A 24450-nucleotide genomic window follows, 5' to 3' on the forward strand; every position below is an offset into this window, starting at 1 on the left:
TCATCCCTTAGGTGAAATACCAGACCAGCCCCTGCATGCCCAACCAGGCGAACACCCCAGCCAGTACGTCGTCGAGCATGATCCCGACGCCGCCGTGTACATGCCGATCGATCCAGCGGATCGGCCAAGGTTTGAGGATGTCAAAAAAGCGGAACATCAGGAACCCCGCCAGCAACCAGTACCAACCTTCCGGCACCAGCCACAGGGTGATCCACATCCCGACCATTTCGTCCCAGACGATGCCTTCGTGGTCGTGCACACGCAAATCGTCAGCCACCTTGCCGCACAGCCAGAAGCCGAACAGCATGGTGATGCCGAGCATCAGCCAGTAACCCCAGTCGGGTAACATCTGCCACAAAGGGATGAAGGGTAACGCAACCAGCGAACCCCAGGTGCCAGGCGCTTTGGGCAAAGTACCCGAGCCGAAGCCGAACGCCAGGAAATGCCAGGGATTACGCCACACCGACGGCGGCACAAACTCGGCCGGGACCTGTTTGGGATGATCTGTCACGGTGTCTCCTGAAAGTGTTGGTAGCCGCGGATCTGCGGGGTGATGTCCTGCCCGCTCGCGTCAACCAGGGTCACGCCCTGCCCGGCCATGACCCGACCGACCACATGGACCGGCCAGCCCTCGGTCAGCAGTGCCGACAGATGCTCCTCTGGCAAGGTAAATGCCAGCACGTAGTCGTCGCCACCACTGACGGCGGCAACGCGGGCCGCATTCTCGCCGAGAAAACCCACCAGCGCCTCGGACAACGGCAGTTTGTGATTTTCGATCAGCAAGCCGACAGCCGAAGCCTTGGCGATATGCCCGCAATCGGCCAGCAAGCCGTCGGATATATCCAACGCCGAACTGGCTTTGCCCCGCAGCGCCTGGCCCAAGGCCAATTGCGGCTGGGGCGACCAATAATGCGCCAGTAACGGCTCGGCAACGGCGGCAAGCGCCGTTCGCTGCCCCAATACCAGCGGCAAGGCACCGGCGGCGTTGCCCAGATCGCCGCCGACGCACAACAGATCGCCGACCTGCGCACCGCTGCGGGTCAGGGCCTGGCCGGCCGGCACCCGGCCGAACACGGTCATGGTCAGGCTCAGCGGGCCACGGGTGGTATCGCCGCCCACCAGCCGCACACCACAGCCTTGGGCCATGCTGTTCAAGCCACGGGCATAGGCCTGCAGCCAATCGGCGGTCACCGTCGGCAAGGTCAGGGCAAGGGTAAAGGCAACAGGGGTGGCGCCCATGGCAGCCAGGTCGCTAACCGCCACGGCCAGCGAGCGCTGGCCGAGCAGGAACGGGTCGCAGGGATCGGCGAAATGCACACCGGCCACCAGGGTGTCGGTAGAGATCGCCAGTTGCTCCCCGGCAGGCAGCGCGAGCAAGGCGCAGTCGTCGCCAATCCCCAGTGCAACGCCATCGCCCGCCTGCGCACAAGGCGCAGCGGCGAAGTAGTTGCGGATCAGCTCAAACTCGCCCATAGGCACATGTTCAAGCGCCAATCAGCGCTTGAACGCCTTCACTTCAGCTTCACGCAGGCGCGGCGCCAGCTTGTCGAGTACACCGTTGACGAACTTGTGGCCGTCGGTGGAGCCGAATACTTTTGCCAGCTCGATACCTTCGTTGATCACCACGCGATACGGCACGTCAACGCGCTTGAGCAGTTCCCAGGTGGACAGGCGCAATACCGCCAGTTCAACCGGGTCCAGCTCTTCGATGGTCAAGTCCAGGCAAGGCTTGAGCGCGGTGTCGATTTCGGTCTTGCTCGCCGGAACCCCGTGGAGGATTTCGCGGAAGTAAGCGCCGTCAACATCGCTGAAATCGTTATCGACCCGGAATTGCGCTTCGATCTCGTTCAGCGAAGCCTTGGCCATGTGCCATTGATACAGGGCCTGAGTCGCGAGCTGACGAGCTTCGCGACGCTTGGCGCTTTTCGATGGCTTGCCGGCATCCGCAGGTTTCGGATCGCGCGGGTTGAAACGATCGCTTTCGTCGCTAATCACTTGGCCTCCAACTGCGCCAGCAGGCTGACCATTTCCAGAGCGGACAGGGCAGCTTCGGCACCTTTGTTACCGGCCTTGGTGCCGGAGCGCTCGATGGCTTGCTCGATGGAATCAACGGTCAGGACGCCAAAGGCAACCGGTACGCCGAACTCCATGGACACCTGGGCCAAGCCCTTGGTGCATTCGCCAGCCACGTATTCGAAGTGCGGAGTACCGCCACGAATGACCGCGCCCAGGGCGATGATTGCCGCGAACTCGCCTTTCTGGGCGACTTTCTGCGCAACCAGCGGGATTTCGAAGGCGCCAGGCGCGCGGATGATGGTGATGTCGCTTTCGCTCACGCCATGGCGAACCAGGGCATCAACAGCACCGCTGACCAGGCTTTCAACCACGAAGCTGTTGAAACGGCCCACTACCAGAGCGTAGCGGCCTTTAGGGGCGATGAAGGTACCTTCGATGGTCTTCAGGGTCATTCGATAGATCTCTTAAAGAGCCGGGACGCGTCTTCTACGCGCCCCTCAGTGATATTTGAACCGCGAACAAGGGGGTAAAAACTACCGGCCTTTATTCGGAGGGCACGTATTCTACAACTTCCAGATCGAAACCGGATATCGCATTAAATTTCATCGGTGCCGACATCAGGCGCATTTTGCGCACACCGAGGTCGCGCAGGATCTGCGAACCGGCACCGACGATGCTGTAGGTGGTCGGTTTTTTCGGCGCTGCCTGCTCACCGGTTTCACGGATATGTGCCAGCAGCACGTCGCCATCGAGCGGGTGTCCGAGCAACAGCACCACACCGCTGCCGGCCTCGGCAACCGCAGCCATCGCGGCGCGCAGGCTCCAGCGACCCGGTTGCTTGACCATCAGCAGGTCGCGCAGCGGGTCCATGTTGTGCACCCGGACCAGGGTCGGTTCTTCGGCGCAGACAGTGCCCAGGGTCAGTGCCATATGCACGTCGCCTTCCACCGAATCACGATAGGTCACCAGGTTGAATTGGCCCAGTTCGCTGTCCAGCGGCTGCTCGGCGATCCGCTGAACGGTACGTTCGTGGATCATCCGGTAGTGAATCAGGTCGGCAATGGTGCCGATCTTGATGTTGTGTTCAGCAGCGAAGGCTTCGAGCTCAGCACGGCGGGACATGGTGCCGTCGTCGTTCATCACTTCGCAGATCACCCCGCTCGGCTCGAAACCGGCCATACGCGCCAGGTCGCAAGCGGCTTCGGTGTGTCCGGCACGTGCCAGGGTACCGCCGGCCTGGGCCATCAGCGGGAAGATGTGGCCCGGGCTAACGATGTCGTCGGCCTTGGCATCACGGGCGGCGGCAGCCTGTACGGTGCGCGCACGGTCGGCGGCGGAAATGCCGGTGGTGACGCCGGTAGCCGCTTCAATCGACACGGTGAACTTGGTGCCGAAGCCCGAGCCATTGCGTGGCGCCATCAATGGCAACTTGAGCAACTCGCAGCGCTCGCGGCTCATCGGCATGCAGATCAGGCCACGGGCGTGCTTGGCCATAAAGTTGATGTGCTCGGGCTGGCAGCACTCGGCGGCCATGATCAGATCGCCTTCGTTCTCGCGGTCTTCGTCATCCATGAGGATGACCATCTTGCCTTGGCGGATGTCTTCAACCAGTTCTTCGATGCTATTGAGCGCCACAAGGCACCCCCTTTAATTCGAAATTTGAGCTCAGGATTTGAGGTAGCCGTTGGCGGCCAGAAAGCTTTCGGTGATGTTGCTGGCAGCCGGCTCTGCGGCCTTGTCGCCCAGCAGCAGGCGCTCCAGATAACGGGCCAGCAGGTCCACTTCGAGGTTCACCCGGCGACCTGGCTGGTACGAAGCCATGATGGTTTCGCTCAGGGTGTGCGGAATGATCGTCAGCAGAAACTCGGCGCCGTCCACGGCGTTCACGGTCAGGCTGGTGCCGTCGACGGTGATCGAACCCTTGTGGGCGATGTACTTGGCCAGCTCCTTCGGCGCACGGATGCGGAATTCCACGGCGCGGGCGTTTTCGGTGCGGGCAACCACTTCGCCGACACCGTCGACGTGACCGCTGACCAGGTGACCACCCAGGCGAGTGGTCGGGGTCAGGGCTTTTTCCAGGTTGACCGGGCTGCCGCTTTTAAGATCATTCATCGCGGTGCAATCCAGGGTCTCGCGGCTGACATCCGCCGCAAAACCGTTGCCTGGCAATTCAACTGCGGTCAGGCAGACGCCGTTCACCGCGATGCTGTCGCCCAGCTTGACGTCGCTCAGATCGAGCTTGCCGGTTTCTACGTGTACCCGCACATCTCCGCCTTTTGGGGTCAATGCACGAATACTGCCGATGGATTCGATGATGCCGGTAAACATGGAGTCCTCCTCGAGAACAAAACCTTCTTGGCCGCAGCCGGGAATTATACGCTGGCTGATGGCACAGGAATGGCAGTGACCCGCCAGTCATCGCCAACCGCACGAATTTCAGTGATTTTCAGCGCCGGGGCATCCTTCATTTGCGCCAGGGGCCAGTCCAGCAGAGGTCGCGCGGACGATCCGAGGAACTTGCCGGCCATGAAGATCTGGTACTCGTCCACCAGGCCCTGCTGGGCAAAAGCGCCGGCCAGGCGTGGGCCGGCTTCCACCAGTACCTCGTTGACCCCGCGAGCGGCCAACTCGACCAGCAGTTGTCGCAGGTCTACCTGACCCTCAGCGCCGGGCACGATCAGACACTCCGGGCCGTTGGCGTATTGCTCTTCGACGGCGACGCAGGTCGCGACCAAGGCCGGCCCGGCCTTGAAGAAGGCGGCCTCCAGCGGCACCCGCAGGCGTCCGTCGATCAACACCCGCAGCGGCGGTCGGCTCAGCGCCAGGGCGGTCTGCTCGGCGTCCAGCCCCAGCTCGGCGGCGCGCACGGTCAGGCGTGCGTCATCCGCCAGCACCGTGTCGGCACCGGTCAGCACTACGCTGGCCTGGGCGCGCAGACGCTGCACCGCAGAACGGGCATCCGGGCCGGTGATCCATTGGCTTTCGCCGCTGGCCATCGCCGTACGGCCATCCAGGCTCATCGCCAGCTTGACCCGCACGAACGGCATGCCGTGCTCCATGCGCTTGAGGAACCCTTGATTGAGCAGACGCGCCTCGTTTTCCAGCACGCCACTGTCAGTGGCAATGCCAGCCTGTTGCAGACGCTGCAAACCGCGTCCGGCGACTTCCGGGTTGGGGTCCTGCATCGCCGCCACCACCCGCGCCAGCCCGGCATTGACCAGGGCATCGGCGCAGGGCGGCGTGCGCCCATGATGGCTGCACGGCTCAAGCGTCACATAGGCCGTAGCCCCGCGCGCCAGCTCGCCTGCCGCGCGCAAGGCGTGGACTTCGGCATGCGGCTCGCCCGCGCGCTCATGCCAGCCTTCGCCGACAATTTGCCCGTCGCGCACGATCACGCAACCGACGCGCGGATTGGGATGGGTGCTGTAGTGGCCCTTGCGCGCCAGCTCCACGGCGCGCGCCATGTAATGGGCGTCGAGGATGGCCTGCTCTGGAGAAGTGGTCATGGCTTGATCGGCTCACGGGCCAGGCGATCGATTTCTTCACGGAACTCGTTGAGGTCCTGGAAGCGGCGATACACCGAGGCGAAACGAATGTAGGCGACTTCATCGAGCTTCTGCAGCTCGGCCATCACCAGCTCACCGACCACCAGTGACTTGACCTCGCGCTCACCGGTGGCGCGCAGCTTGTGCTTGATCTGCGCCAGCGAGGATTCCAGGCGTTCGACACTCACCGGACGTTTTTCCAGGGCGCGCTGCATCCCGGCGCGGAGTTTTTCTTCGTCGAACGGCTGACGGCTGCCGTCGGTTTTGATCAGGCGCGGCAACACCAGTTCGGCCGTCTCGAACGTCGTGAAACGTTCGCCGCAGGCCAGGCATTCACGCCGGCGGCGCACCTGATCGCCCTCGGCGACCAGTCGCGAGTCGATGACCTTGGTGTCGTTGGCACCGCAGAAGGGACAGTGCATGGTGGCAGGCAACAAAAAAAGGGAGGGCCATGGTAGCGCATCCCGGTGGCAAGACAAGCCATAGGCTTTGCGGTATACAGACGGGCTATAGTGCCTGAACCATGGATTTGATCTCGCTGGAGCCGTAAATGCCGCTACGACCGCTCGTTTTACTCAGTTTCGCCGGCCTGTTGGTCGCCTGCAGCAGCGATGCGCCCAAGCCCGCCGAACCGACGCCCGGCCCGGCCCCGCAGATGGCCCAGAAAAAAGCCCAGGAGTCCGCGGCCCTTGGTCCGCTTCCCGCCTATCAACGTGAGTTGACCGGCTCCCTGCAGGGCGTACCGCAAGGCGCCGAAGTGGAACTGGCGCTGCTGGTGATCGACGAACGTTCGCGCCCGCAACAACTGTTGGCCAGCGCCAACCTGATCGGCAACAACCAGACTTTGCCGTTTCACCTGCGCTTCAACCCTGAAGCCTTTCCCGCCGGTGCCCGCGTTGAATTGCGCGGCCGCGCCAGCCAGTCCGGGCAATTGATTTTGCACCTGCCGGCGCAGCGAATTTTCCAGCCGACCACCCAGGCCCTGGGTCAACTGCAATTCGTCAAAGCACCATGAATGCACCGTTAGACCTGCAGCAGGCCCTCGGCGACCTGCTCGGCGACGCACAACTGGTGCCTAGCCCATTGCCGGGCACCGAGCTGAAGTTGTGGCTGATCGATGGCGACAACATGGACCGCGCTTTCAGCCCGGAAGAAACCCGGCGCATCCTTCACGAGCCGCCGTACTGGAGTTTTTGCTGGGCCAGCGGCCTGGCGCTGGCCCGTTACCTGGCCGAGCAGCCGCAGTGGGTCGTCGGTAAACGAGTGCTGGATTTCGGCGCTGGGTCCGGCGTCGCCGGGATTGCCGCGGTGAAGGCCGGCGCGCTCGAAGTGGTGGCCTGTGACCTGGATCCGCTGGCGATTGCCGCCTGCCGGGCCAACGCCGAATTGAATGGTGTCGAGCTGAACTACTCGGTGGACTTTTTCGCCGAGGCCGACCGCTTTGACCTGATCCTGGTGGCTGACGTGCTTTATGACCGCGCCAACCTGCCGTTGCTCGACCAGTTCCTCAGTCGCGGCCGCGAAGCGCTGGTGGCGGACTCCCGGGTGCGCGATTTCCGTCACCCGCTGTACCAGCGCCTGCAGATCCTCGAAGCCATGACCTTGCCAGACCTGGCCGAACCCCACGAGTTTCGTCATGTCAGCCTGTACCACGCCCGCCGGACATGAGGCTTTCGGCCATACCCCGGCACGCCGTATAGTTGTTCCATTCACGTTTTTTCGAGATGCCCCATGAGTCAGGACACGCCGTATATCTTCGATGCCACTACTGCTGATTTCGACCAGTCGGTGATCGAGAGTTCATTTCACAAGCCGGTGCTGGTGGATTTCTGGGCCGAGTGGTGTGCGCCATGCAAGGCGCTGATGCCGATGCTGCAAGGCATCGCCGAGAGCTACCAGGGCGAACTGCTGCTGGCCAAGGTCAATTGCGATATCGAGCAGGACATTGTCGCCCGCTTCGGCATTCGCAGCCTGCCGACCGTGGTGCTGTTTAAGGACGGGCAACCGGTGGACGGCTTCGCCGGCGCCCAGCCCGAGTCCGCCGTGCGCGCGCTGCTTGAGCCCCATGTGCAGATGCCACCACCGCCAACCGCCGATCCCTTCACACAAGCCCAGTTGCTGTTTGACGAGAGCCGTTTTGCCGAGGCCGAGGCTGCGCTCAAGGTACTGTTGGGCGAAGACAACACCCATGCTGGCGCGCTGATTCTGTACGCCCGTTGCCTGATCGAGCGCGGTGAGCTGAGCGAAGCCCAGGCCGTGCTGGATGCGGTCAAGAGTGATGAACACAAGGCGGCGCTGGCCGCTGCCAAGGCGCAGATCCAGTTCCTCGGCCAGGCCGCCAATCTGCCGGATGTCGCCGAACTGAAATCGCGTCTGGCGCAGAATCCGCAGGACGACGAAGCGGTCTATCAACTGGCGATCCAGCAGTTGGCCCGCCAGCAATACGACCCGGCGCTGGACTCGCTGCTCAAGCTGTTCATCCGCAACCGCAGCTACAGCGAAGGCCTGCCGCACAAGACCTTGCTGCAGGTGTTCGAACTGCTGGGTAACGATCACCCGCTGGTCACCACTTACCGCCGCAAGCTGTTCGCCGCGTTGTACTAAGACGCCTACTCGGGCGTGATCCAGCGATAGAGCGGCGTATCGGCGCCGCTCAGCACCTTGACGTCGGCACAGTGGCGCAAGCGCACCAGCAAGCGCTTGCCGGCCGACGGGCTGCCGGTCACGCCCTCCAGTTGCTCCAGCAAGTCCGGCCCGCTCAGTTCGCCGGCCTTGCGCAACAACTCCCGGGCAAGCTGCCATTGCCGATCATCCTGACTCGCCGGTTTGACGACCGTGGCTGCGGCAGGCGCTTCGCCATCGACGCGGCTGACCTGTAGCTGCGCGCCCAGTTTTGCCCAATCACCATCATCGAGTTCCAGGGTCAAATCCACCGGCCAGTCGCCGATGCTTCCACGTATGCGCAACATTGGGGTTCCCCTCAGGTTTGTACTGAACATGCTCCCATGCGTCTTGCGCAACGCCAAGCTTGAGTTCAAACTGCCGGACCAAGTGTTATAAGATTACATAACATAATTGTTAATTGACGACTCGGAGTGTTGCCATGCGCCGCCTGCTTCTCGCTTTGCCGTTTGCCCTGCTGCCACTGGCTATCGCCCAGGCCGCTGAAACCCACGATCACGAACACGGCAGCCTCGGTGCTCACGAGCATGGGGTCGGGCGCCTGAACGCCGCACTCGACGGCCAGACCCTGGAACTGGAACTGGAAAGCCCGGCGATGAATCTGGTGGGCTTCGAACATGCCGCCAGCACCCCGGCCGACAAGGCCAAGGTCGCCGCGGTCCGCGCGCAACTGGAACAACCCCTGACGCTGTTCGGCTTGCCCAAGGCGGCCAATTGCGTACTCAGCGAGCAGGAGTTGGAGAGCCCGTTGTTCGGTGACAAACCCGAGGACCATGTGGCCCACGATCACGCAGACGAAGCCAAGGACGCCGACGCCCACGAGCATCACCACGACCACAGCGAGATCCACGCCCACTACCAGTTCACCTGCACCCAACCGGATGCGCTGAAGACCCTGGACCTGGCGCCGCTGTTCAAGACCTTCCCCGCCACGCAAAAAATTCAGCTACAACTGATTGGCCCGAACGGCCAGAAAGGCCTTGAGGTCACGCCCCAGTCAGGCACTCTGAGCTTCTGAATCATCCTTCCCCAGCCGACCGGTTTCCCATGACCCAAGCACTTATCGAACTGACTGACCTGGGCTTCAACTGGCCCGGTCATCCGACGCTGCTGGATATCCCGGCGTTTCGCCTGGAGCCCGGCGAAACCTTGTTCCTGAAAGGCCCCAGTGGCAGTGGCAAGACCACTCTGCTGGGCCTGCTCGGCGGGGTGCAGAAAGCCAATCGTGGCAGCATCCGCTTGCTCGGCCAGGAGCTGAGTGACCTTTCAGCAGGCGCCCGCGATCGCTTTCGGGTCGATCACACCGGCTACATTTTCCAGCAGTTCAATCTGCTGCCGTTTCTTTCCGTCCGCGAGAACGTCGAACTGCCCTGCCATTTCTCGGCGCTGCGTACTCGCCGGGCGATCCAGCGTCACGGCAGTGTCGATGCCGCCGCCGCGACCCTGCTCGCGCACCTCGGGCTCAAGGATCCCGGCATCCTCGCCCGACGCGCCGACTCACTGTCGATTGGCCAACAACAACGGGTCGCCGCCGCCCGCGCCCTGATCGGGCAACCGGAACTGGTGATCGCCGACGAGCCGACCTCGGCTCTCGATTACGACGCCCGCGAAGCGTTTATTCGCCTGCTGTTCGCCGAATGCCGCGAGGCCGGTTCCAGCCTGTTGTTTGTCAGTCATGACCAGAGCCTGGCGCCGCTGTTCGATCGTCACCTGTCGCTGGCCGAACTCAATCGCGCCGCCACGCCCGCAGAGGTCTAAGATGTATTTGCTCCGTCTAGCCATGGCCAGCCTGGCTAATCGCCGTTTTACCGCCCTGCTCACCGCCCTCGCCATCGCCCTGTCAGTGTGCCTGTTGCTGGCTGTGGAACGGGTACGCACCGAAGCCCGCGCCAGTTTCGCCAGCACCATCAGTGGCACCGACCTGATCGTCGGCGCGCGCTCGGGTTCGGTGAATCTGCTGCTGTACTCGGTGTTTCGTATCGGCAATGCCACCAACAACATTCGCTGGGACAGCTTCGAGCACTTTGCCAACAATCCGAAAGTGAAATGGGCGATCCCGATTTCCCTCGGCGACTCCCATCGCGGCTACCGGGTGATGGGCACCACCGACGCTTATTTCCAGCACTACCAGTACGGTCGTCAGCAACACCTGCAACTGGAAAGCGGTCGAGCCTTCGCCAGCGATCCGTTCGAGGTGGTGCTGGGTGCCGAAGTGGCTGACGCCCTGCATTACAAGCTCGGCGACAAACTGGTGCTAGCCCACGGCGTGGCGGTGATCAGCCTGGTCAAGCACGACGACAAACCCTTCACTGTGGTCGGCATCCTCAAACGCACCGGGACCCCGGTCGACCGCACGTTGCATATCAGCCTCGGCGGCATGGAGGCGATCCATATCGACTGGCACAACGGTGCTCCTGCCCGGGGTGACGGCCGGGTCAGTGCCGACCAGGCGCGCAACATGGACCTCACGCCGCAAGCCATTACTGCATTCATGCTCGGTCTCAACAGCAAGATCGCGACCTTTTCGCTGCAGCGCGAGATCAACGAATTCCGTGGCGAACCGATGCTGGCGATTCTCCCGGGGGTGGCCCTGCAGGAGCTCTGGAGCCTGATGGGCACCGCCGAAAAAGCCCTGTTTGTGGTCTCGCTGTTCGTGGTGCTAACCGGCCTGATCGGCATGCTCACGGCGATCCTCACCAGTCTCAACGAACGGCGGCGGGAAATGGCGATCCTGCGTTCGGTCGGTGCCAGGCCCTGGCATATCGCCACGCTGCTGGTGCTGGAAGCCTTTGCCCTGGCGTTGTCCGGAGTGATCGCCGGTCTCGCCCTGCTCTACCTGGGTATTGCCCTGGCGCAAGGTTACGTGCAGTCCAACTACGGATTATTTCTGCCGCTGTCGTGGCCCAGCGAGTATGAATGGACGCTGCTCGGTGGCATCCTGCTGGCCGCGCTGCTGATGGGCAGCGTGCCCGCCTGGCGCGCCTACCGGCAGTCGCTGGCCGATGGTCTGTCGATCCGTTTATGAGGATGTTGAAAATGCCCCGCGCCCTCCTGGCGTTGTTGATGCTGGTCGCTCTGCCACTGTGGGCGGCCGAACCCCGGGACCTGACCTGGTCGGAAATGATCCCGCCGGATGCTCCCACCGAAGTGCCGAACATGAAGCCGCTGCACGACCTGTCGCAGATGAGTGACGCGCTGGCGGCCGAGTCGGCACCGGCGGCCAAGCAGGACTTGCCCAATGCGCCGGTGGTGCAGAGCCTCGACGGCCAGGCCATCCGCCTGCCCGGCTACATCGTGCCGCTGGAGGTCAACGAAGAGGGCCGCACCACCGAGTTTTTGCTGGTGCCGTATTTCGGCGCCTGCATCCACGTGCCGCCACCACCGTCGAACCAGATCGTCCATGTACGCAGTGAACTCGGAGTCAAGCTCGAGGAGTTGTATCAGCCGTACTGGATCGAGGGCGCACTGCAGGTCAAGGCCTCCACCAGCGAACTGGCAGATGCTGGCTACCAGATGGATGCGCAAAAGATCTACGTGTATGAGTTGCCGCAATAGCGCAATAGACGATCTTGATAGCCATCAAGGTTTTCTTTGAGCTGTGTCAATTCGCCATCGGCGGGGCTTCATAAAATGGGACATAAATTTTGAATTGTTCCCTGGAGCCCCCATGCACAAGTCTTTGCTCAGCGCTTCCCTCATTGCACTCGCGCTTGCAGTCCCGTCCGTCCAGGCCCACGAAGCCGGCGACATTATCGTTCGGGCCGGTGCCATCACCGTCAATCCGGATGCTGACAGCTCCAGCGTAAAGGTCGATCGCGGCCCGCTGGCAGGTGCCGACCTGGGCGGCAAGGCGACCATGAGCAGTGACACTCAGTTGGGTCTGAACTTTGCGTACATGATCACCAACAATCTTGCGGTCGAGTTGCTCGCAGCGACCCCGTTCGAGCACGACGTGAAACTCAAGAACACCGCACTGGCTCCGGCCAACGGCAAGCTCGGTACCCTCAAGCACCTGCCGCCGACCCTGAGCCTGGTGTACTACCCACTGGATCACAAATCGGTGTTCCAACCCTATGTCGGTGCAGGCATCAACTACACCTACATCTACGACGAACACGTCGGCAGCCAGGCCAGCGCCGCTGGTTTCGACAACTTCAGCGCGAAGAACTCCTGGGGGATGGCTTGGCAGGTCGGCGCCGACTACATGCTGACCGACAACATCATGATCAACGGCCAGATCCGCTACATCGACATCGACACCACCGCCTATGTCGACAACAACAGCGTCGCACCCGGCACTCGGGCCAAGGTTGACGTCGACGTTGATCCGTTTGTCTACATGATCGGCCTGGGCTACAAGTTCTAAGTCGCATCCGCAAAAAACAAAGGCGCCTCGAAAGGCGCCTTTTTTCATGCTCGGGAAATGCTCAACGCCCCAGTAACCGGGCGAGACCGGCGCGCAGCGGAGTTTGCTCGGGCAGTGTGAAGCGCTGCAGCAGGCGCTGATTGTTGGCCCGTGAATGACGGATATCGCCAGAACGTGCCGGACCGTAGGTAATCGGTGGCAACTCACCGACCACTTCCTTCAAGGCCTCAAGCATTTGTTTCAGGCTGGTGGCCTGGTTCCAGCCGACGTTGACCGCGCCCACTTCCAGCGTCGGCGCTTCGATGGCTTGCACCAGCAGGTCGACCAGATCTTCGACGTAGAGAAAATCCCGGGTCTGCTCGCCATCGCCGAATACGGTGATCGGCAGGCCCTTGACCGCGCGCTCGCTGAAAATGCTGATCACCCCGGAATACGGCGATGACGGATCCTGGCGTGGGCCGAAGATGTTGAAGAAGCGGAAAATCGCCGGCTCCAGACCATGCTGGCGGCGGTAGAAATCCAGGTAATACTCGCCCGCCAGTTTGTCCGAGGCGTAGGGTGTCAGCGGCGCCTTGGCGGTCTCTTCATCAATCGACTCGCCTTCGCCATTGTTGCCATAGATCGCCGCGCTCGAGGCGAACAGCACGCGCTTGACCCCAGCCTGGCGCATCGCTTCGCAGACATTCAGGGTACCGATGAAGTTGCTCTGGTGGGTGCGCACCGGGTCTTCCACCGACGCTTGCACCGAGGCCACGGCCGCCAGGTGCGCCACCGCGCTGCAGCCTTGCATCACCCGCGCCACCAGCGCGGCATCGGCGACGTCGCCTTCGATCAGTTCGATCAGCGGGTTATCCAGAGGCAGGTTGCCCGGCTTGCCGGTCGACAGGTCGTCGAGGATGCGAACCGAATGCCCTTTGGCCAGCAGGCCATCAGCGAGGTGCGAGCCGATGAAACCAGCACCGCCGGTGATTAATACAGGGCCTTTAGCCATGACGATAAAACCTATCCAGTAAGCCCGGGAGCGCGGCACGCCAGGCGCGCGGCTTGATCCCGAAAGTGTGCAGAATTTTCTTGCAGGCCAGCACCGCATGTTGCGGCTCTTCGGCGGCATCCGGACGCGCGGCATGGGCCTGGGCGGTCGGCGCCTCAATGGCCAGCGGGTGCAGGTTGCGGGCCTCGGTGAGAATCGCCTGGCCCAGCGCCAGCGCCGTGGTCGCCTCATGCCCGGCGTAGTGGTAAGTGCCCCACAGCGGCGCGGCGCAATCGAGTTGTTTGAGCACCGAAATGATCACTCGCGCAGCGTCATCCACCGGGGTCGGGTTGCCTCGACGGTCATCGGCCAGCAGCAGCTCTCCGGGCTCTTCGGCACGCGCCAGGAAGCGTCCCAGGGAGCCCTCGGCACTGTCGTCGAGCAACCAACCAAAACGCAGCATCACGTGTTGTGGACAGGTCGCACGCACGCTTTGCTCGATGCGCCACAACGCTTGGCCGCGCAGGCCCAGAGGCACCGGTTCATCTTTTTCGCTGTACGCGGTTGCCCGCGAGCCATCGAACACGCGATAGCTGGAAGGCTGGATCAGCACAATGTTGTGGTGCTGGCATAGTTCGGCCAGGCGTTCCACCGCGCGTTCTTGCCCGGCCAGGCGTGCCTCGGGCACTTGCTCGGCCTGGAACCAGTCGAAGTAGTAGGCGAGATTGATCAACGCGTCCGGACGCGTGTCGTCGAGCAGTTGCGTGAGGCTCGCGGCGTCCCAGCCGTCTTGCGGGGGACGGGGGGCGAGGAAACCGATGTCTTCCTCCGCACCGAGGCGAATCAGCGCCTGCCCAAGGGCATTTCCGCCACCCAGTAACATAAGGCGCATTCGCATAGAGTCAGCAGGCCCAGTCTGTTGGAAACGATGAGTGTAGCGACAGCGCCCACAGGCTATGCCGCTGAGAGATGCCAGAATCGTGACATTTTGCGGGTTTAATACGCAACCGTCACCCGCAAAGTATAGAACGCGCGGGTAACGGCCCAAGTCACGGCAGTTATAAGGCCCTGCCACTTGCAACTTGGCGCGGGCGGTCGCATAACTTGACCCATGAATCTCCCCGCAGCCACGCCGCCCGTGCTCGACGGTTTTCATCCTGCCGTCAGCGCTTGGTTCACCCGCACGTTCCCTTCGGTCACCGCCGCCCAGGCGCGCGCCTGGCCGTTGATTCGCCAGCGCCGCTCGACGCTGATCGCCGCGCCCACCGGCTCCGGAAAAACCCTCACCGCGTTTCTCGCGGTGATCGACGATCTGGTCCGCCAAGGCCTGGCGCTGGGCGGCGAGCTGCCCGACGCCACGCTAGTGGTCTACGTCTCGCCCCTCAAGGCGCTGTCCAACGACATCCAGATCAACCTGCAAAATCCGCTGGCCGGCATCAGTGAACAGTTGCTCTCCCAGGGCTATCCCGAGTTGCGCATCAGCACGGCGGTGCGCACTGGCGATACGCCGCAGAAAGACCGTTCGGCGATGCGCAAAAGCGCGCCGCACATTCTGGTGACCACCCCGGAATCGTTGTACGTGCTGCTCGGCTCCGACTCCGGCCGGCGCATGCTCGCCAGTACGCGGACGGTGATCGTCGACGAAATCCACGCCATCGCCGCGAGCAAGCGCGGCAGCCATCTAGCCCTGAGCCTGGAGCGCTTGCAGGCGCTGTGCGACGAGCCGTTGATGCGCATCGGCCTGTCTGCCACGCAAAAGCCCATTGAAGCGGTATCGCGGTTTCTGGTGGGCGCCGGCCGTCCCTGCGAGATTGTCGACATAGGCCACGCTCGCCCCCGGGACCTCGCCATCGAAGTGCCTCCGGTGCCGTTGTCGGCGGTGATGGCCAATGACGTCTGGGGACTGGTCTACGATCGCATCGCCGTACTCGCCCGCGAACACCGCACCACGCTGATTTTCGTCAACACCCGACGCCTGGCCGAGCGCTTGAGCCGGCACCTCAGCGAGCGTTTGGGCAAGGATGCCGTTGCGGCGCACCATGGCAGCCTGGCCAAGGAGTTTCGCCTGGACGCCGAACAGCGGCTCAAGCGCGGCGAGTTGCAGGTGTTGATCGCCACCGCATCGCTGGAACTGGGAATCGACATTGGTGATGTCGACCTGGTCTGCCAGATTGCCTCACCGCGCTCGATTGCCGGCTTCCTGCAGCGGGTCGGGCGCTCCGGGCACCAGGTTGGCGGCACGCCCAAGGGTCGATTGTTCGCCACCACCCGTGACGACCTGATCGAGTGCGCCGCGCTGCTTGATTGCGTACGTCGCGGCGAACTCGACAACCTGCTGATTCCCGTGGCGCCGCTGGATGTCCTCGCCCAACAAATCATCGCCGAGGTCAGTTGTCAGGAATGGCAAGAGCAGGCGCTGCTCGCCGTCCTGCGGCGCGCTTCACCCTATGCCGCACTGGATGAGGACCACTATCAGGCCCTGCTGAAGATGCTTGCCGAGGGCTACAACGGCCGTCAGGGTATTCGCAGCGCCTACCTGCATCGCGATGCCGTCAGCGGCAATCTGCGTGGCCGGCGCGGTGCCAGGCTGACGGCGGTGACCAGTGGCGGGACCATCCCCGACAATGCCGACTACGCCGTGCTGCTGGAACCTCAAGGGCTGAACATTGGCAGCGTCAACGAAGATTTCGCCGTGGAAAGCATCGCCGGCGACGTGTTTCAGTTGGGCAATACGTCTTACCGAATCCTGCGGGTCGAAACCGGCAAGGTCCGAGTCGAAGACGCCCAGGGCCAGCCGCCGACCATTCCCTTCTGGCTCGGAGAAGCGCCGGGGCGCAGCGCCGAGTTGTCGTTCGCCGTGGCACGCCTGCATGGACAGCTCGACGAACTGCTGGGCGCCAGCCCTGGTGATTGGCAACCGAGCCTGGACTGGCTGACCGACACCCTCGGCCTGGACCTGGCGAGCGCTGAGCAGATCGTTGAATACCTGGCCCCGGCGCGCCTGACGTTGGGTGCCCTGCCGTCTCAGGACACGCTGCTGATGGAACGCTTTTTCGACGAGTCCGGCGGCACCCAATTGATCATCCACACGCCTTTCGGCAGTCGTATCAACCGCGCCTGGGGCCTGGCACTGCGCAAGCGTTTCTGCCGCACCTTTAACTTCGAGTTACAGGCCGCCGCCAGCGAAGACGCGATCGTGTTGTCGTTGTCCACCAGCCACAGCTTCGAGCTCGACGAGATCTGGCGTTACCTGCACAGCAACAGCGCCGAGCAGGTGTTGATCCAGGCGTTGCTGGATGCGCCGCTGTTCGGTGTGCGCTGGCGCTGGAATGCCGGTGTAGCCTTGGCGCTGCCGCGCTACAGCGGCGGGCGCAAGGTGCCGCCGCAAATCCAGCGGATGAAAAGTGAAGACCTGATCGCCAGCGTGTTCCCCGACCAGATCGCCTGCCTGGAAAACCTCGCCGGCGAACGGGAAATTCCCGAGCACCCACTGGTCGAGCAAACCCTCGACGACTGCTTGCACGAAGCAATGGATTGCGAGGGCTGGCTCAAACTTCTAAGACGTATGGAACAGGGTGAGCTGCGCCTGATCAGTCGCGACTTGCCGGCGCCTTCGCCGCTGGCGGCGGAGATCCTCAGCGCCCGCCCCTACACCTTCCTTGACGACGCGCCGCTGGAAGAACGGCGCACCCAGGCGGTGCTTAACCGCCGCTGGAGCGACCCACAATCCACCGATGACCTCGGTGCCCTCGACCCGCAAGCCATCGAGGTGGTCCGCGAAGAAGCCTGGCCGCAACCGACCCGCGTCGATGAAATGCACGAGGCGCTGATGAGCCTCGGCGCCATCTGCGATGCCGAGGCGGCGCTGGACGAGCGCTGGTCAGGATGGCTGCAACAACTCGCCGAATCGGGCCGCGCCAGCCGCGTGCAGATCGCTGCGGACCACGGTCTGTGGCTGGCGCTGGAACGGCTTACCTGCCTGCAGGCAATCTATCCCCAGGCGCCCCTGCAACCACCTCTTATCGCTCTGCCGGGGTTTGACGAAAACTGGGACAGCGACGAGGCCTGTGTCGAGTTGATCCGCGCCCGCCTCAGCGGCTTTGGCCCGCTGGAGGTCAGTGCGATCGGCGACCCGCTTGGCCTGCCCACCACGCGGGTCGAACACACCTTGGCGCAATTGGAGCGTGAGGGCTACGTGCTGCGCGGACGCTTCAGCCCAGGCGCCACCACGGATCAATGGTGCGAGCGGCATTTGCTGGCACGCATTCACCGTTACACCGTGAAGCGCCTGCGCCGGGAAATCGAGCCGGTGGCCTTGCAGGACTTCATGCGTTTTCTCTTCGACTGGCAGCACCTGACCCCGACCACCCAAGGTCAGGGCAGCGCCATATTGCCGGTGATCGTCGCGCAATTCGAAGGCTACCCGGCGGCGGCCTCGGCCTGGGACAGCGACCTGCTGCCCGCGCGACTCAAGGGTTATTCATCCGCCTGGCTGGATGACCTGTGCCGCAGCGGCAAACTGGTCTGGACTCGCTTGAGTGCCCGCCACAAAGCCGCCAGCGTGGCCCTGCGCAGCACGCCGATCCTGCTGTTGCCGCGCGCCCAGGTGCCGCTCTGGAGCAGCCTGACTGAGCAAGCGCAAGTCAGCGAGCTGTCGCCGAAGACGCAAAAGGTTCATCAGGCCCTGAGCCAGCACGGCGCACTGTTTTTTGATGAACTGCTGCATGAGGCCCATCTGCTGCGCAGCGAGCTGGAGATCGCCTTGCAGGAGTTGGTCGGCGCCGGGTTGGTCAATGCCGACAGCTTCGCCGGCCTGCGCGCGCTGATCACCCCGGCGAGCAAACGCCAGACGCGTAGTGCCCGTCGCGGGCGCGGGGCGCTGATTGGCGGGATGGACGATGCCGGGCGTTGGGCGTTGTTGCGCCGCAACAGAACACCGGCACCTGATGCTTCGCCAACGCGTCAACCCAGCGTACCCGCCGACACCCTCGAACACATCGCCATGACCCTGTTGCGGCGCTACGGCGTGGTGTTCTGGCGCTTGCTGGAACGCGAGGCGGAATGGCTGCCGAGCTGGCGTGAATTGCTGCGCACCTTTCATCGCCTGGAGGCCCGTGGCGAGATTCGTGGCGGGCGTTTTGTCAGCGGCCTGGCCGGCGAGCAATTCGCCCTGCCGGAAGCGATTCCCTTGCTGCGCGAAGTGCGACGTCGGCCCCACGATGGTAGCCTGGTGAGTGTCTGTGGCGTCGATCCGCTGAACCTGGTCGGCACCGTGCTTCCGGGCCAGAAAGTCCCTGCCCTGGCAAGCAATCGCCTGGTGTACCGCGATGGCTTGCCGGCCGCGGCGGAGATTGCCGGAGTGCAGCATGTCTGGCTGCAACTGGAACAGCCGCAGAGCCTCGAACTACAGCGCACATTGACCCAATACCGCGTCATCCACGCGGCCGACTAAGCCGTCGGGCAGCTTAGGTGTGCAGCGGCGATTTCGGCATCACCAGCACTGAATCGTCCTTACTGCCGTCGTCCTGCTGCGCAACGTCCTCGGGTTTGTCCGCATGCCGCTCATGCATCAGCACCTGCTGTGGATAAGTCTGCGCGAAATGCACCCACGGGCTGTTATCCACAAGCTTCTTCAGGCACAGGTTGAAGGCGCGATTGACTGCGTACTGACCACCGGACACGGTGCGGAACTGCGCCGTCAGCACCACGCCGTTGAGGTCCATTTTGTCGACCCCGAACACCTCCAGCGGACCTTGCAGGTTGTACTTGAGGAACGGGTCGTCGCTGATCGAGCGCCCCGCTTCGCGGATCAACGCGATGGCTTTGTCGACGTCGGTGTCGTAGGTGAATTGCACCGAGAAGAACGCAAAGGCGAACTGCCGGGACTGGTTGGTGACCGCCTTGATCTGGCCGAACGGCACCGAATGCACAAAACCCTTGCCGTCACGCAGGCGCAGGGTGCGGATGGTCAGCCCCTCGACCGTGCCGGCATGTCCCGAATCGAGCACCACCCAGTCGCCAATCGACAGAGTGTCTTCGATGATGATGAACAGTCCGGTGATCACGTCCTGAACCAACTGCTGCGAACCGAAGCCGATTGCCAGGCCGACCACCCCGGCACCGGCAAGGAACGGCGCGACGTTGATCCCCAGGTTGGCCATGGTGGTAATCGCACAGATCACCACCAGAATGATTTTGATCGCGTTACGCAGCAGCGGCAGGATGGTCTTGATCCGGGTGCTGGGCTGGCGCGCATTGCGCTTGCTGATCTGCGGTTTGAGGGCTTCGCGGATGGCGGTATCGAGCACCACCCAGACCATCCAGGTCACCAGGAAAATCAGGCCGATGCGGCTCAGCGAATCGCTGATGGCACGACCAATGGCGTTGCTGACCGCGAATTCGAACAGCGAAACGCCCCAGATCCGCCCGAGGACATCGATAAACACCACCGCCATGACGATCCGCAACAAGGCATGGGACAGGCTCAGGAAGCGCTCCTTGTAGGCTCCGCCGCGCTGCACCGCCAGCGCCCCTGGGGACTTGAACAGGTGCTGGAGCATGGTGCTGATAAACACCGTGGCAATCAGCAGGATGGTGGTGAACAACGCACAGCGCAGGACTTTCTGATTGTCATCGCCGATACCGATCAGGTTAATCAGCGACACCAGCACCATCAACAGAATCGGCCAGTACCAGACCCCGGAAAATATCCGCAGGGTTTCGCGCAACGCCGGCTGACTGCGTCGTTGGGCCAATGGCAGGATACGGATCAACTGTCCGACCGGGCGACGCAAGCGAATCACCAGCAGACCAAAGATGATCGACGCCGACATGCCGGTGAACACCGCAATACTGTCGGTGAGGTTGTCGCCCAAGCGGTTGGCGATCTGCGGGCTGGTCAACGCATCGCTCAGGGCCACCAGGAAGCCCATCGCGAACAACGGGCGTGGACAATTCTGGCGGATGATCTGCACTGCGCGGCGCTTGTGCCCGACGTTGAACAGCACCACCAGCGACAGCAATAACGAGGCCGCGAAAATCCCGGCGCTGGTGGCGTAAGCCAGGCTCAGTGCCAGCGCCCGACCGGCGGACGGTTGCAGGAAATGGCTGCAATACAGGGTCACCGGTAAGCTGATAAACGCCGGCAAACTGTAGGGCAGCACGTAGCCCAACAGGCCCTGGGCACGCTCACGATTGCGCAACCATCGCGACTGAGCGCAACGCCGCGCAAACAGGCCACCGAGCACCCAGAGTGCGGCGAACACCGCACACCAAGCCGCACTCAGCAGGGCAAAGTCACGGGCCACGCTCCAGCTGGAACGCGGCGATGGCTGATTGACCAGTTGGTCTACCTCATCCGCCGCGCGATCCGCACGCTCGCGCCAGGCCTCGACCAGGTGCTCGTTGATGTCGAGTTTTTCCTGGACGTCATCGATGCTCGAACTGATCGCCCCGAGCAGCCCGCCCTGCACCAGAGGCTCGGCTTTTTCCGCAGCGGCGGGATCCTTGCCGGTCACGGCGGCCACCCCGGGCAAGGCGGCGAGCGATTGAGTGCTGCCGATACCCAGGAGTATCGCCAGGCCTATCGAGGCTTTGAACTGAGACAAGGCGCGTCGCTCCTGTTTCAACGATGACAATGGCTAAAGAAGATCGCAGCCTTTACCCACAAGTTCCAGCGTGAATTTCTCACACCCCCCTAAGCCTGCCGCCGGTAATGCCAGCGAAACTTTCCGCCTTGCCTGACAGTCATCCACTCACAGAGGGGTAGCCCGAGACTAGCAGGCGGGGAGGATCCATGGCGGTGTTTGACAGCAACGGCGAGCAAGCCGGCGCGCCCGAAACGGCGCACGAATGCAGCGCCGCGATTCGTCGTTTTACCGTGCTGACGGTCAATACCCACAAGGGGTTTGCCGCGCTGAACCGACGTTTCATTCTTCCGGAATTGCGCGAAGCGGTGCGCAGCGTGTCCGCCGACCTGGTGTTTTTGCAAGAGGTCCACGGCACCCACGAACACCATCCCCAGCGCTATAGCAATTGGCCGAGCATCCCGCAATACGAGTTCCTCGCCGACAGCCTCTGGCCGCAGTTCGCCTATGGCCGCAACGCGGTGTATCCCGCCGGCGATCACGGCAATGCGCTGCTGTCGAAATTCCAGATCATTCGCCACGACAATCAGGATGTCAGTATTGACGGCCACGAGAGTCGTGGCTTGTTGCACTGCGTGTTGCGCCTGCCGGGCAGCGAGCAACCGCTGCATGCGATTTGCGTGCACCTGGGTCTGCGCCAGGCCCATCGCGACCAACAACTGGCATTGCTGCTGCAGCGCCTCGACGAGCTGCCGGAAGACGCCAGGGTGATTGTCGCCGGCGACTTCAATGACTGGCGCCAACGCGCCGATGGCGTGCTCAAGCCCTGGGGCTTGCGCGAGGTATTTGGCGAGCATCACGGCCAGCCCGCGCGCAGTTTTCCGGCTCGCCTGCCGTTGCTGCGCCTGGACCGCATCTACGTGCGCAATCTCACCGCCCAACGCCCTAAAGTGCTGGCCTCGCGTCCGTGGTCGCACCTTTCCGACCATGTCCCGCTGTCCGTGGAGATCGAACTATGAGCAGCGCACCGCTGGAAAAAAACCGCTTCGAGCCAGCGGCCCCCAGCGCCGAGACACCGGCCATCGAGCGCGCCCTGAGCGACCTCGACTATGGCTGGCACGGCAACAATCGCGTCGAGTTGCTGGAGAACGGCGAAGCCTACTTCCCCAGGGTGTTCGAGGCCATGCGCCAGGCCAGAAGCGAAATCCTGCTGGAGACCTTCATTCTGTTCGACGACAAGGTCGGCAATGAGCTGCAGCAGATTTTGATCGAGGCGGCGCAGCGCGGGGTGCGTGTCACGGTGAGTCTCGATGGATTTGGCTGTGGTGAGCTGCCCCAGGCATTTCTCCTGGCGATGTGCGATGCCGACGTGCACCTGCAAATGTTCGATCCGGCGCCGCGACGCCTGGGTATCCGCACCAACTGGTTCCGCCGCCTGCATCGCAAGATCGTGGTCGTAGACGGTGCCACTGCGTTTATCGGCGGTATCAACTTCAGCGCCGACCACCTGGCCGATTTCGGACCGGAAGCCAAACAGGATTATGCCGTTCAGGTCGAGGGCCCGGCGGTGGTCGACATTCATCATTTCGCCTTGCTGCAAAGTGGCCGTCACTCCCGGGCGCGATATGGCTGGCTGCGCCGCAAGCGCCGACGCACGGAGCTGGCGCTCAACGATCACGATGGCCAGGTGCGGCTGGTTTATCGCGATAACAACGAGCATCCGCGCGACATCGAAGACGTTTATCTGCAGGTGCTGCGCAGCGCTCAACGCCGAGTGATCATTGCCAATGCCTATTTCTTCCCCGGCTACCGCCTGCTGCGCGAAATCCGCAATGCAGCGCGGCGTGGCGTCGACGTGCGGCTGATTCTCCAGGGCCAACCGGACATGCTGGTGGCCAAGCTCGCGGCCCGCCTGACCTACGACTACCTGCAGCAATCCGGGGTGAAGATCTACGAGTACTGCGACCGCCCGCTGCACGGCAAGGTCGCGCTGGTGGATGAGGACTGGAGCACAGTCGGCTCAAGTAATCTCGACCCGCTGAGCCTGTCGCTGAATCTTGAAGCCAACGTGTTGATCCGCGACCGGGCCTTCAATCGCGAGTTGTTCGAGCGCCTCGATGAGCTGAGCAATCACCACTGCAAAGTCATGCCCGCCCCCGAATCGCCCCGTGGTTTGCTGTGGCGCATGACCATCGGCTTCCTGGCGTTCCACTGCCTGCGCCATTTCCCTGCCTGGGCTGGCGGTTTGCCCGCGCACAAACCCCGCCTGCAACCCTTAAAGCCCATGCCGCAGGTGCCTGATGACATCCATGAATCGCTCTGAATCGCAGGCTGCAGCCCATCCACCGTCACGTTGGGCACGCCTGAAAAAACCGCTGACAGCGCTGTTCTTCCTGGTGCTGATCGTGCTCTTCACGATGCTCGCCCGGCGCATCGACTGGAACGAAGTCTTCGACACCCTCGGCGACTTCAAGGTGCGCACGCTGATCATCGCCTCGGCCATTACGCTGCTGAGTTTTCTGACTTACGCCTGCTTCGATCTGATTGGCCGCACCTACATCCGTCAGGACCTGACCTGGCGGCAGATCCTTCCAGTCGGGGTCATCAGCTATGCCTTCAACCTGAATCTCAGCGCCTGGGTTGGCGGCATCGCCATGCGCTACCGCTTGTATTCCCGGCTCGGTGTCAGCAAGGGCAACATTGCCAAGATCCTTGGCCTGAGTCTGGCCACCAATTGGTTTGGCTACATGCTAGTGGCCGGGGCAATTTTCAGCAGCGGCCTGGTGCATATGCCACCGGGCTGGAAACTCAGCAGCACCGCGCTGCAAAGCGTGGGCGTGCTGTTGCTGCTGCTCAGTGCCGGGTATCTGACGGCCTGCCGCTTTTCTAGTCGACGCGAATGGGCCATCCGTGGCGTGGAAATCAACCTGCCATCGCTGCGCATGGCTATATTGCAACTGGCCCTGGGCGCGCTGAACTGGTCGTTGATGGCGGCAGTGATTTTTACCCTGCTTCCCAGCAAACTCGATTACCCATTGGTGCTCGGGGTGTTGCTGATCAGCGCCATCGCCGGCGTCATTACCCATATTCCGGCGGGTCTCGGTGTGCTCGAGGCGGTGTTCGTCGCGCTGCTACAGCACCAGGCATCACGCGGTAGCCTGATCGCGGGGTTGCTGGCGTATCGGGCGATCTACTTTCTGTTGCCGCTGTTGATCACCGTGGTCATGTATCTGGTGGTGGAAGCCAAGGCCAAGGCGCTGCGGATCGAAAAGAAACCGTCCTGAC

24 protein-coding genes are annotated in these 24450 nt (G+C 62.8%); 12 read left to right on the top strand and 12 right to left on the bottom strand.

The genetic code is table 11. The features are described from left to right. Positions 1–7 precede the first annotated feature (7 nt). The 8 genes from KW062_RS25995 to nrdR form a co-directional block, all read right to left on the bottom strand. Positions 8–511, bottom strand: a complete 504-nt coding sequence (locus KW062_RS25995) for a phosphatidylglycerophosphatase A family protein (protein WP_027617722.1) — start codon at positions 509–511, stop codon at positions 8–10. Next, positions 508–1473: a thiamine-phosphate kinase gene (thiL, locus tag KW062_RS26000; RefSeq protein WP_105754418.1), complete on the bottom strand. Its 966-nt coding sequence runs from the start codon at positions 1471–1473 to the stop codon at positions 508–510. The genes KW062_RS25995 and thiL overlap by 4 nt, the downstream gene beginning before the upstream one ends. Before the next feature lie 21 nt (positions 1474–1494). Further along, on the bottom strand, positions 1495–1995 hold the full coding sequence (gene nusB, locus KW062_RS26005; protein WP_027617720.1) for a transcription antitermination factor NusB: 501 nt from the start codon (positions 1993–1995) through the stop codon (positions 1495–1497). Continuing rightward, entirely contained in the window at positions 1992–2468 is a 477-nt protein-coding gene (ribH, locus tag KW062_RS26010; protein ID WP_003228649.1) for a 6,7-dimethyl-8-ribityllumazine synthase, read from the bottom strand. The genes nusB and ribH overlap by 4 nt, the downstream gene beginning before the upstream one ends. Positions 2469–2559: 91 nt before the next feature. Further along, positions 2560–3651: a bifunctional 3,4-dihydroxy-2-butanone-4-phosphate synthase/GTP cyclohydrolase II gene (gene ribBA, locus KW062_RS26015; protein WP_027617719.1), complete on the bottom strand. Its 1092-nt coding sequence runs from the start codon at positions 3649–3651 to the stop codon at positions 2560–2562. 30 nt (positions 3652–3681) lie between these two features. Further along, positions 3682–4344: a riboflavin synthase gene (locus tag KW062_RS26020; RefSeq protein WP_027617718.1), complete on the bottom strand. Its 663-nt coding sequence runs from the start codon at positions 4342–4344 to the stop codon at positions 3682–3684. 44 nt (positions 4345–4388) lie between these two features. Continuing rightward, positions 4389–5522, bottom strand: coding sequence for a bifunctional diaminohydroxyphosphoribosylaminopyrimidine deaminase/5-amino-6-(5-phosphoribosylamino)uracil reductase RibD (ribD, locus tag KW062_RS26025; protein ID WP_105754417.1), 1134 nt, complete (start codon positions 5520–5522; stop codon positions 4389–4391). Next, the gene (gene nrdR / locus KW062_RS26030) at positions 5519–5983 is read right to left on the bottom strand and encodes a transcriptional regulator NrdR (protein WP_027617716.1); all 465 of its coding nucleotides are present in this window, start codon (positions 5981–5983) and stop codon (positions 5519–5521) included. Before nrdR ends, ribD begins: the two co-directional genes overlap by 4 nt. Before the next feature lie 128 nt (positions 5984–6111). On the opposite strand from nrdR, the gene KW062_RS26035 reads away from it, so the two are divergent. From KW062_RS26035 to trxA, 3 genes are all read left to right on the top strand, one after another. Further along, complete coding sequence (locus tag KW062_RS26035; RefSeq protein ID WP_027617715.1) at positions 6112–6576, top strand: YbaY family lipoprotein; 465 nt, start codon at positions 6112–6114, stop codon at positions 6574–6576. Then, complete coding sequence (locus tag KW062_RS26040) at positions 6573–7229, top strand: class I SAM-dependent methyltransferase (protein WP_027617714.1); 657 nt, start codon at positions 6573–6575, stop codon at positions 7227–7229. Before KW062_RS26035 ends, KW062_RS26040 begins: the two co-directional genes overlap by 4 nt. Before the next feature lie 63 nt (positions 7230–7292). Then, positions 7293–8165, top strand: a complete 873-nt coding sequence (gene trxA / locus KW062_RS26045; protein WP_105754415.1) for a thioredoxin — start codon at positions 7293–7295, stop codon at positions 8163–8165. Positions 8166–8170: 5 nt separating this feature from the next. On the opposite strand, the gene KW062_RS26050 is transcribed toward trxA, so the two are convergent. Then, positions 8171–8530, bottom strand: coding sequence for a hypothetical protein (locus KW062_RS26050; protein ID WP_027617712.1), 360 nt, complete (start codon positions 8528–8530; stop codon positions 8171–8173). A 134-nt stretch (positions 8531–8664) separates the two neighbouring features. Here KW062_RS26050 and KW062_RS26055 point away from each other — a divergent pair, with 134 nt between their 5' ends. The 5 genes from KW062_RS26055 (at position 8665) to KW062_RS26075 (ending at position 12609) form a co-directional block, all read left to right on the top strand. Further along, a complete protein-coding gene (locus KW062_RS26055) occupies positions 8665–9261 on the top strand; it encodes a DUF2796 domain-containing protein (protein ID WP_027617711.1) in 597 nt (198 codons plus the stop codon). Between the two features lie 29 nt (positions 9262–9290). Further along, positions 9291–10001: an ABC transporter ATP-binding protein gene (locus KW062_RS26060; RefSeq protein ID WP_027617710.1), complete on the top strand. Its 711-nt coding sequence runs from the start codon at positions 9291–9293 to the stop codon at positions 9999–10001. 1 nt (position 10002) lies between these two features. Next, entirely contained in the window at positions 10003–11268 is a 1266-nt protein-coding gene (locus KW062_RS26065; protein ID WP_027617709.1) for an ABC transporter permease, read from the top strand. An 11-nt stretch (positions 11269–11279) separates the two neighbouring features. Further along, the gene (locus KW062_RS26070; protein WP_027617708.1) at positions 11280–11798 is read left to right on the top strand and encodes a DUF3299 domain-containing protein; all 519 of its coding nucleotides are present in this window, start codon (positions 11280–11282) and stop codon (positions 11796–11798) included. Positions 11799–11910: 112 nt separating this feature from the next. Continuing rightward, the gene (locus KW062_RS26075; RefSeq protein WP_027617707.1) at positions 11911–12609 is read left to right on the top strand and encodes an OmpW/AlkL family protein; all 699 of its coding nucleotides are present in this window, start codon (positions 11911–11913) and stop codon (positions 12607–12609) included. Between the two features lie 61 nt (positions 12610–12670). Here the strand turns inward: KW062_RS26075 and KW062_RS26080 are convergent, their stop codons facing one another. After that, entirely contained in the window at positions 12671–13600 is a 930-nt protein-coding gene (locus tag KW062_RS26080; protein ID WP_105754414.1) for an NAD-dependent epimerase/dehydratase family protein, read from the bottom strand. After that, complete coding sequence (locus KW062_RS26085) at positions 13593–14477, bottom strand: sugar nucleotide-binding protein (RefSeq protein WP_033866061.1); 885 nt, start codon at positions 14475–14477, stop codon at positions 13593–13595. Before KW062_RS26085 ends, KW062_RS26080 begins: the two co-directional genes overlap by 8 nt. Before the next feature lie 213 nt (positions 14478–14690). On the opposite strand from KW062_RS26085, the gene KW062_RS26090 reads away from it, so the two are divergent. Continuing rightward, entirely contained in the window at positions 14691–19031 is a 4341-nt protein-coding gene (locus KW062_RS26090; RefSeq protein WP_105754413.1) for a DEAD/DEAH box helicase, read from the top strand. A gap of 13 nt (positions 19032–19044) precedes the next feature. Here KW062_RS26090 and KW062_RS26095 read toward each other — a convergent pair whose 3' ends face one another. Beyond that, positions 19045–21186: a mechanosensitive ion channel family protein gene (locus tag KW062_RS26095; protein ID WP_105754412.1), complete on the bottom strand. Its 2142-nt coding sequence runs from the start codon at positions 21184–21186 to the stop codon at positions 19045–19047. A 188-nt stretch (positions 21187–21374) separates the two neighbouring features. Here KW062_RS26095 and KW062_RS26100 point away from each other — a divergent pair, with 188 nt between their 5' ends. From KW062_RS26100 to KW062_RS26110, 3 genes are read left to right on the top strand one after another with little or no spacing between them, the layout of a single operon-like run. Beyond that, positions 21375–22184, top strand: coding sequence for an endonuclease/exonuclease/phosphatase family protein (locus KW062_RS26100; protein ID WP_105754411.1), 810 nt, complete (start codon positions 21375–21377; stop codon positions 22182–22184). Next, on the top strand, positions 22181–23488 hold the full coding sequence (gene clsB / locus KW062_RS26105; RefSeq protein ID WP_105754410.1) for a cardiolipin synthase ClsB: 1308 nt from the start codon (positions 22181–22183) through the stop codon (positions 23486–23488). The genes KW062_RS26100 and clsB overlap by 4 nt, the downstream gene beginning before the upstream one ends. Continuing rightward, positions 23475–24449: a lysylphosphatidylglycerol synthase domain-containing protein gene (locus KW062_RS26110; protein ID WP_027617701.1), complete on the top strand. Its 975-nt coding sequence runs from the start codon at positions 23475–23477 to the stop codon at positions 24447–24449. The genes clsB and KW062_RS26110 overlap by 14 nt, the downstream gene beginning before the upstream one ends. The last annotated feature ends 1 nt before the right edge of the window (position 24450 follow it).

This window comes from Pseudomonas fluorescens, assembly GCF_019212185.1.
Classification (GTDB): Bacteria; Pseudomonadota; Gammaproteobacteria; order Pseudomonadales; family Pseudomonadaceae; genus Aquipseudomonas.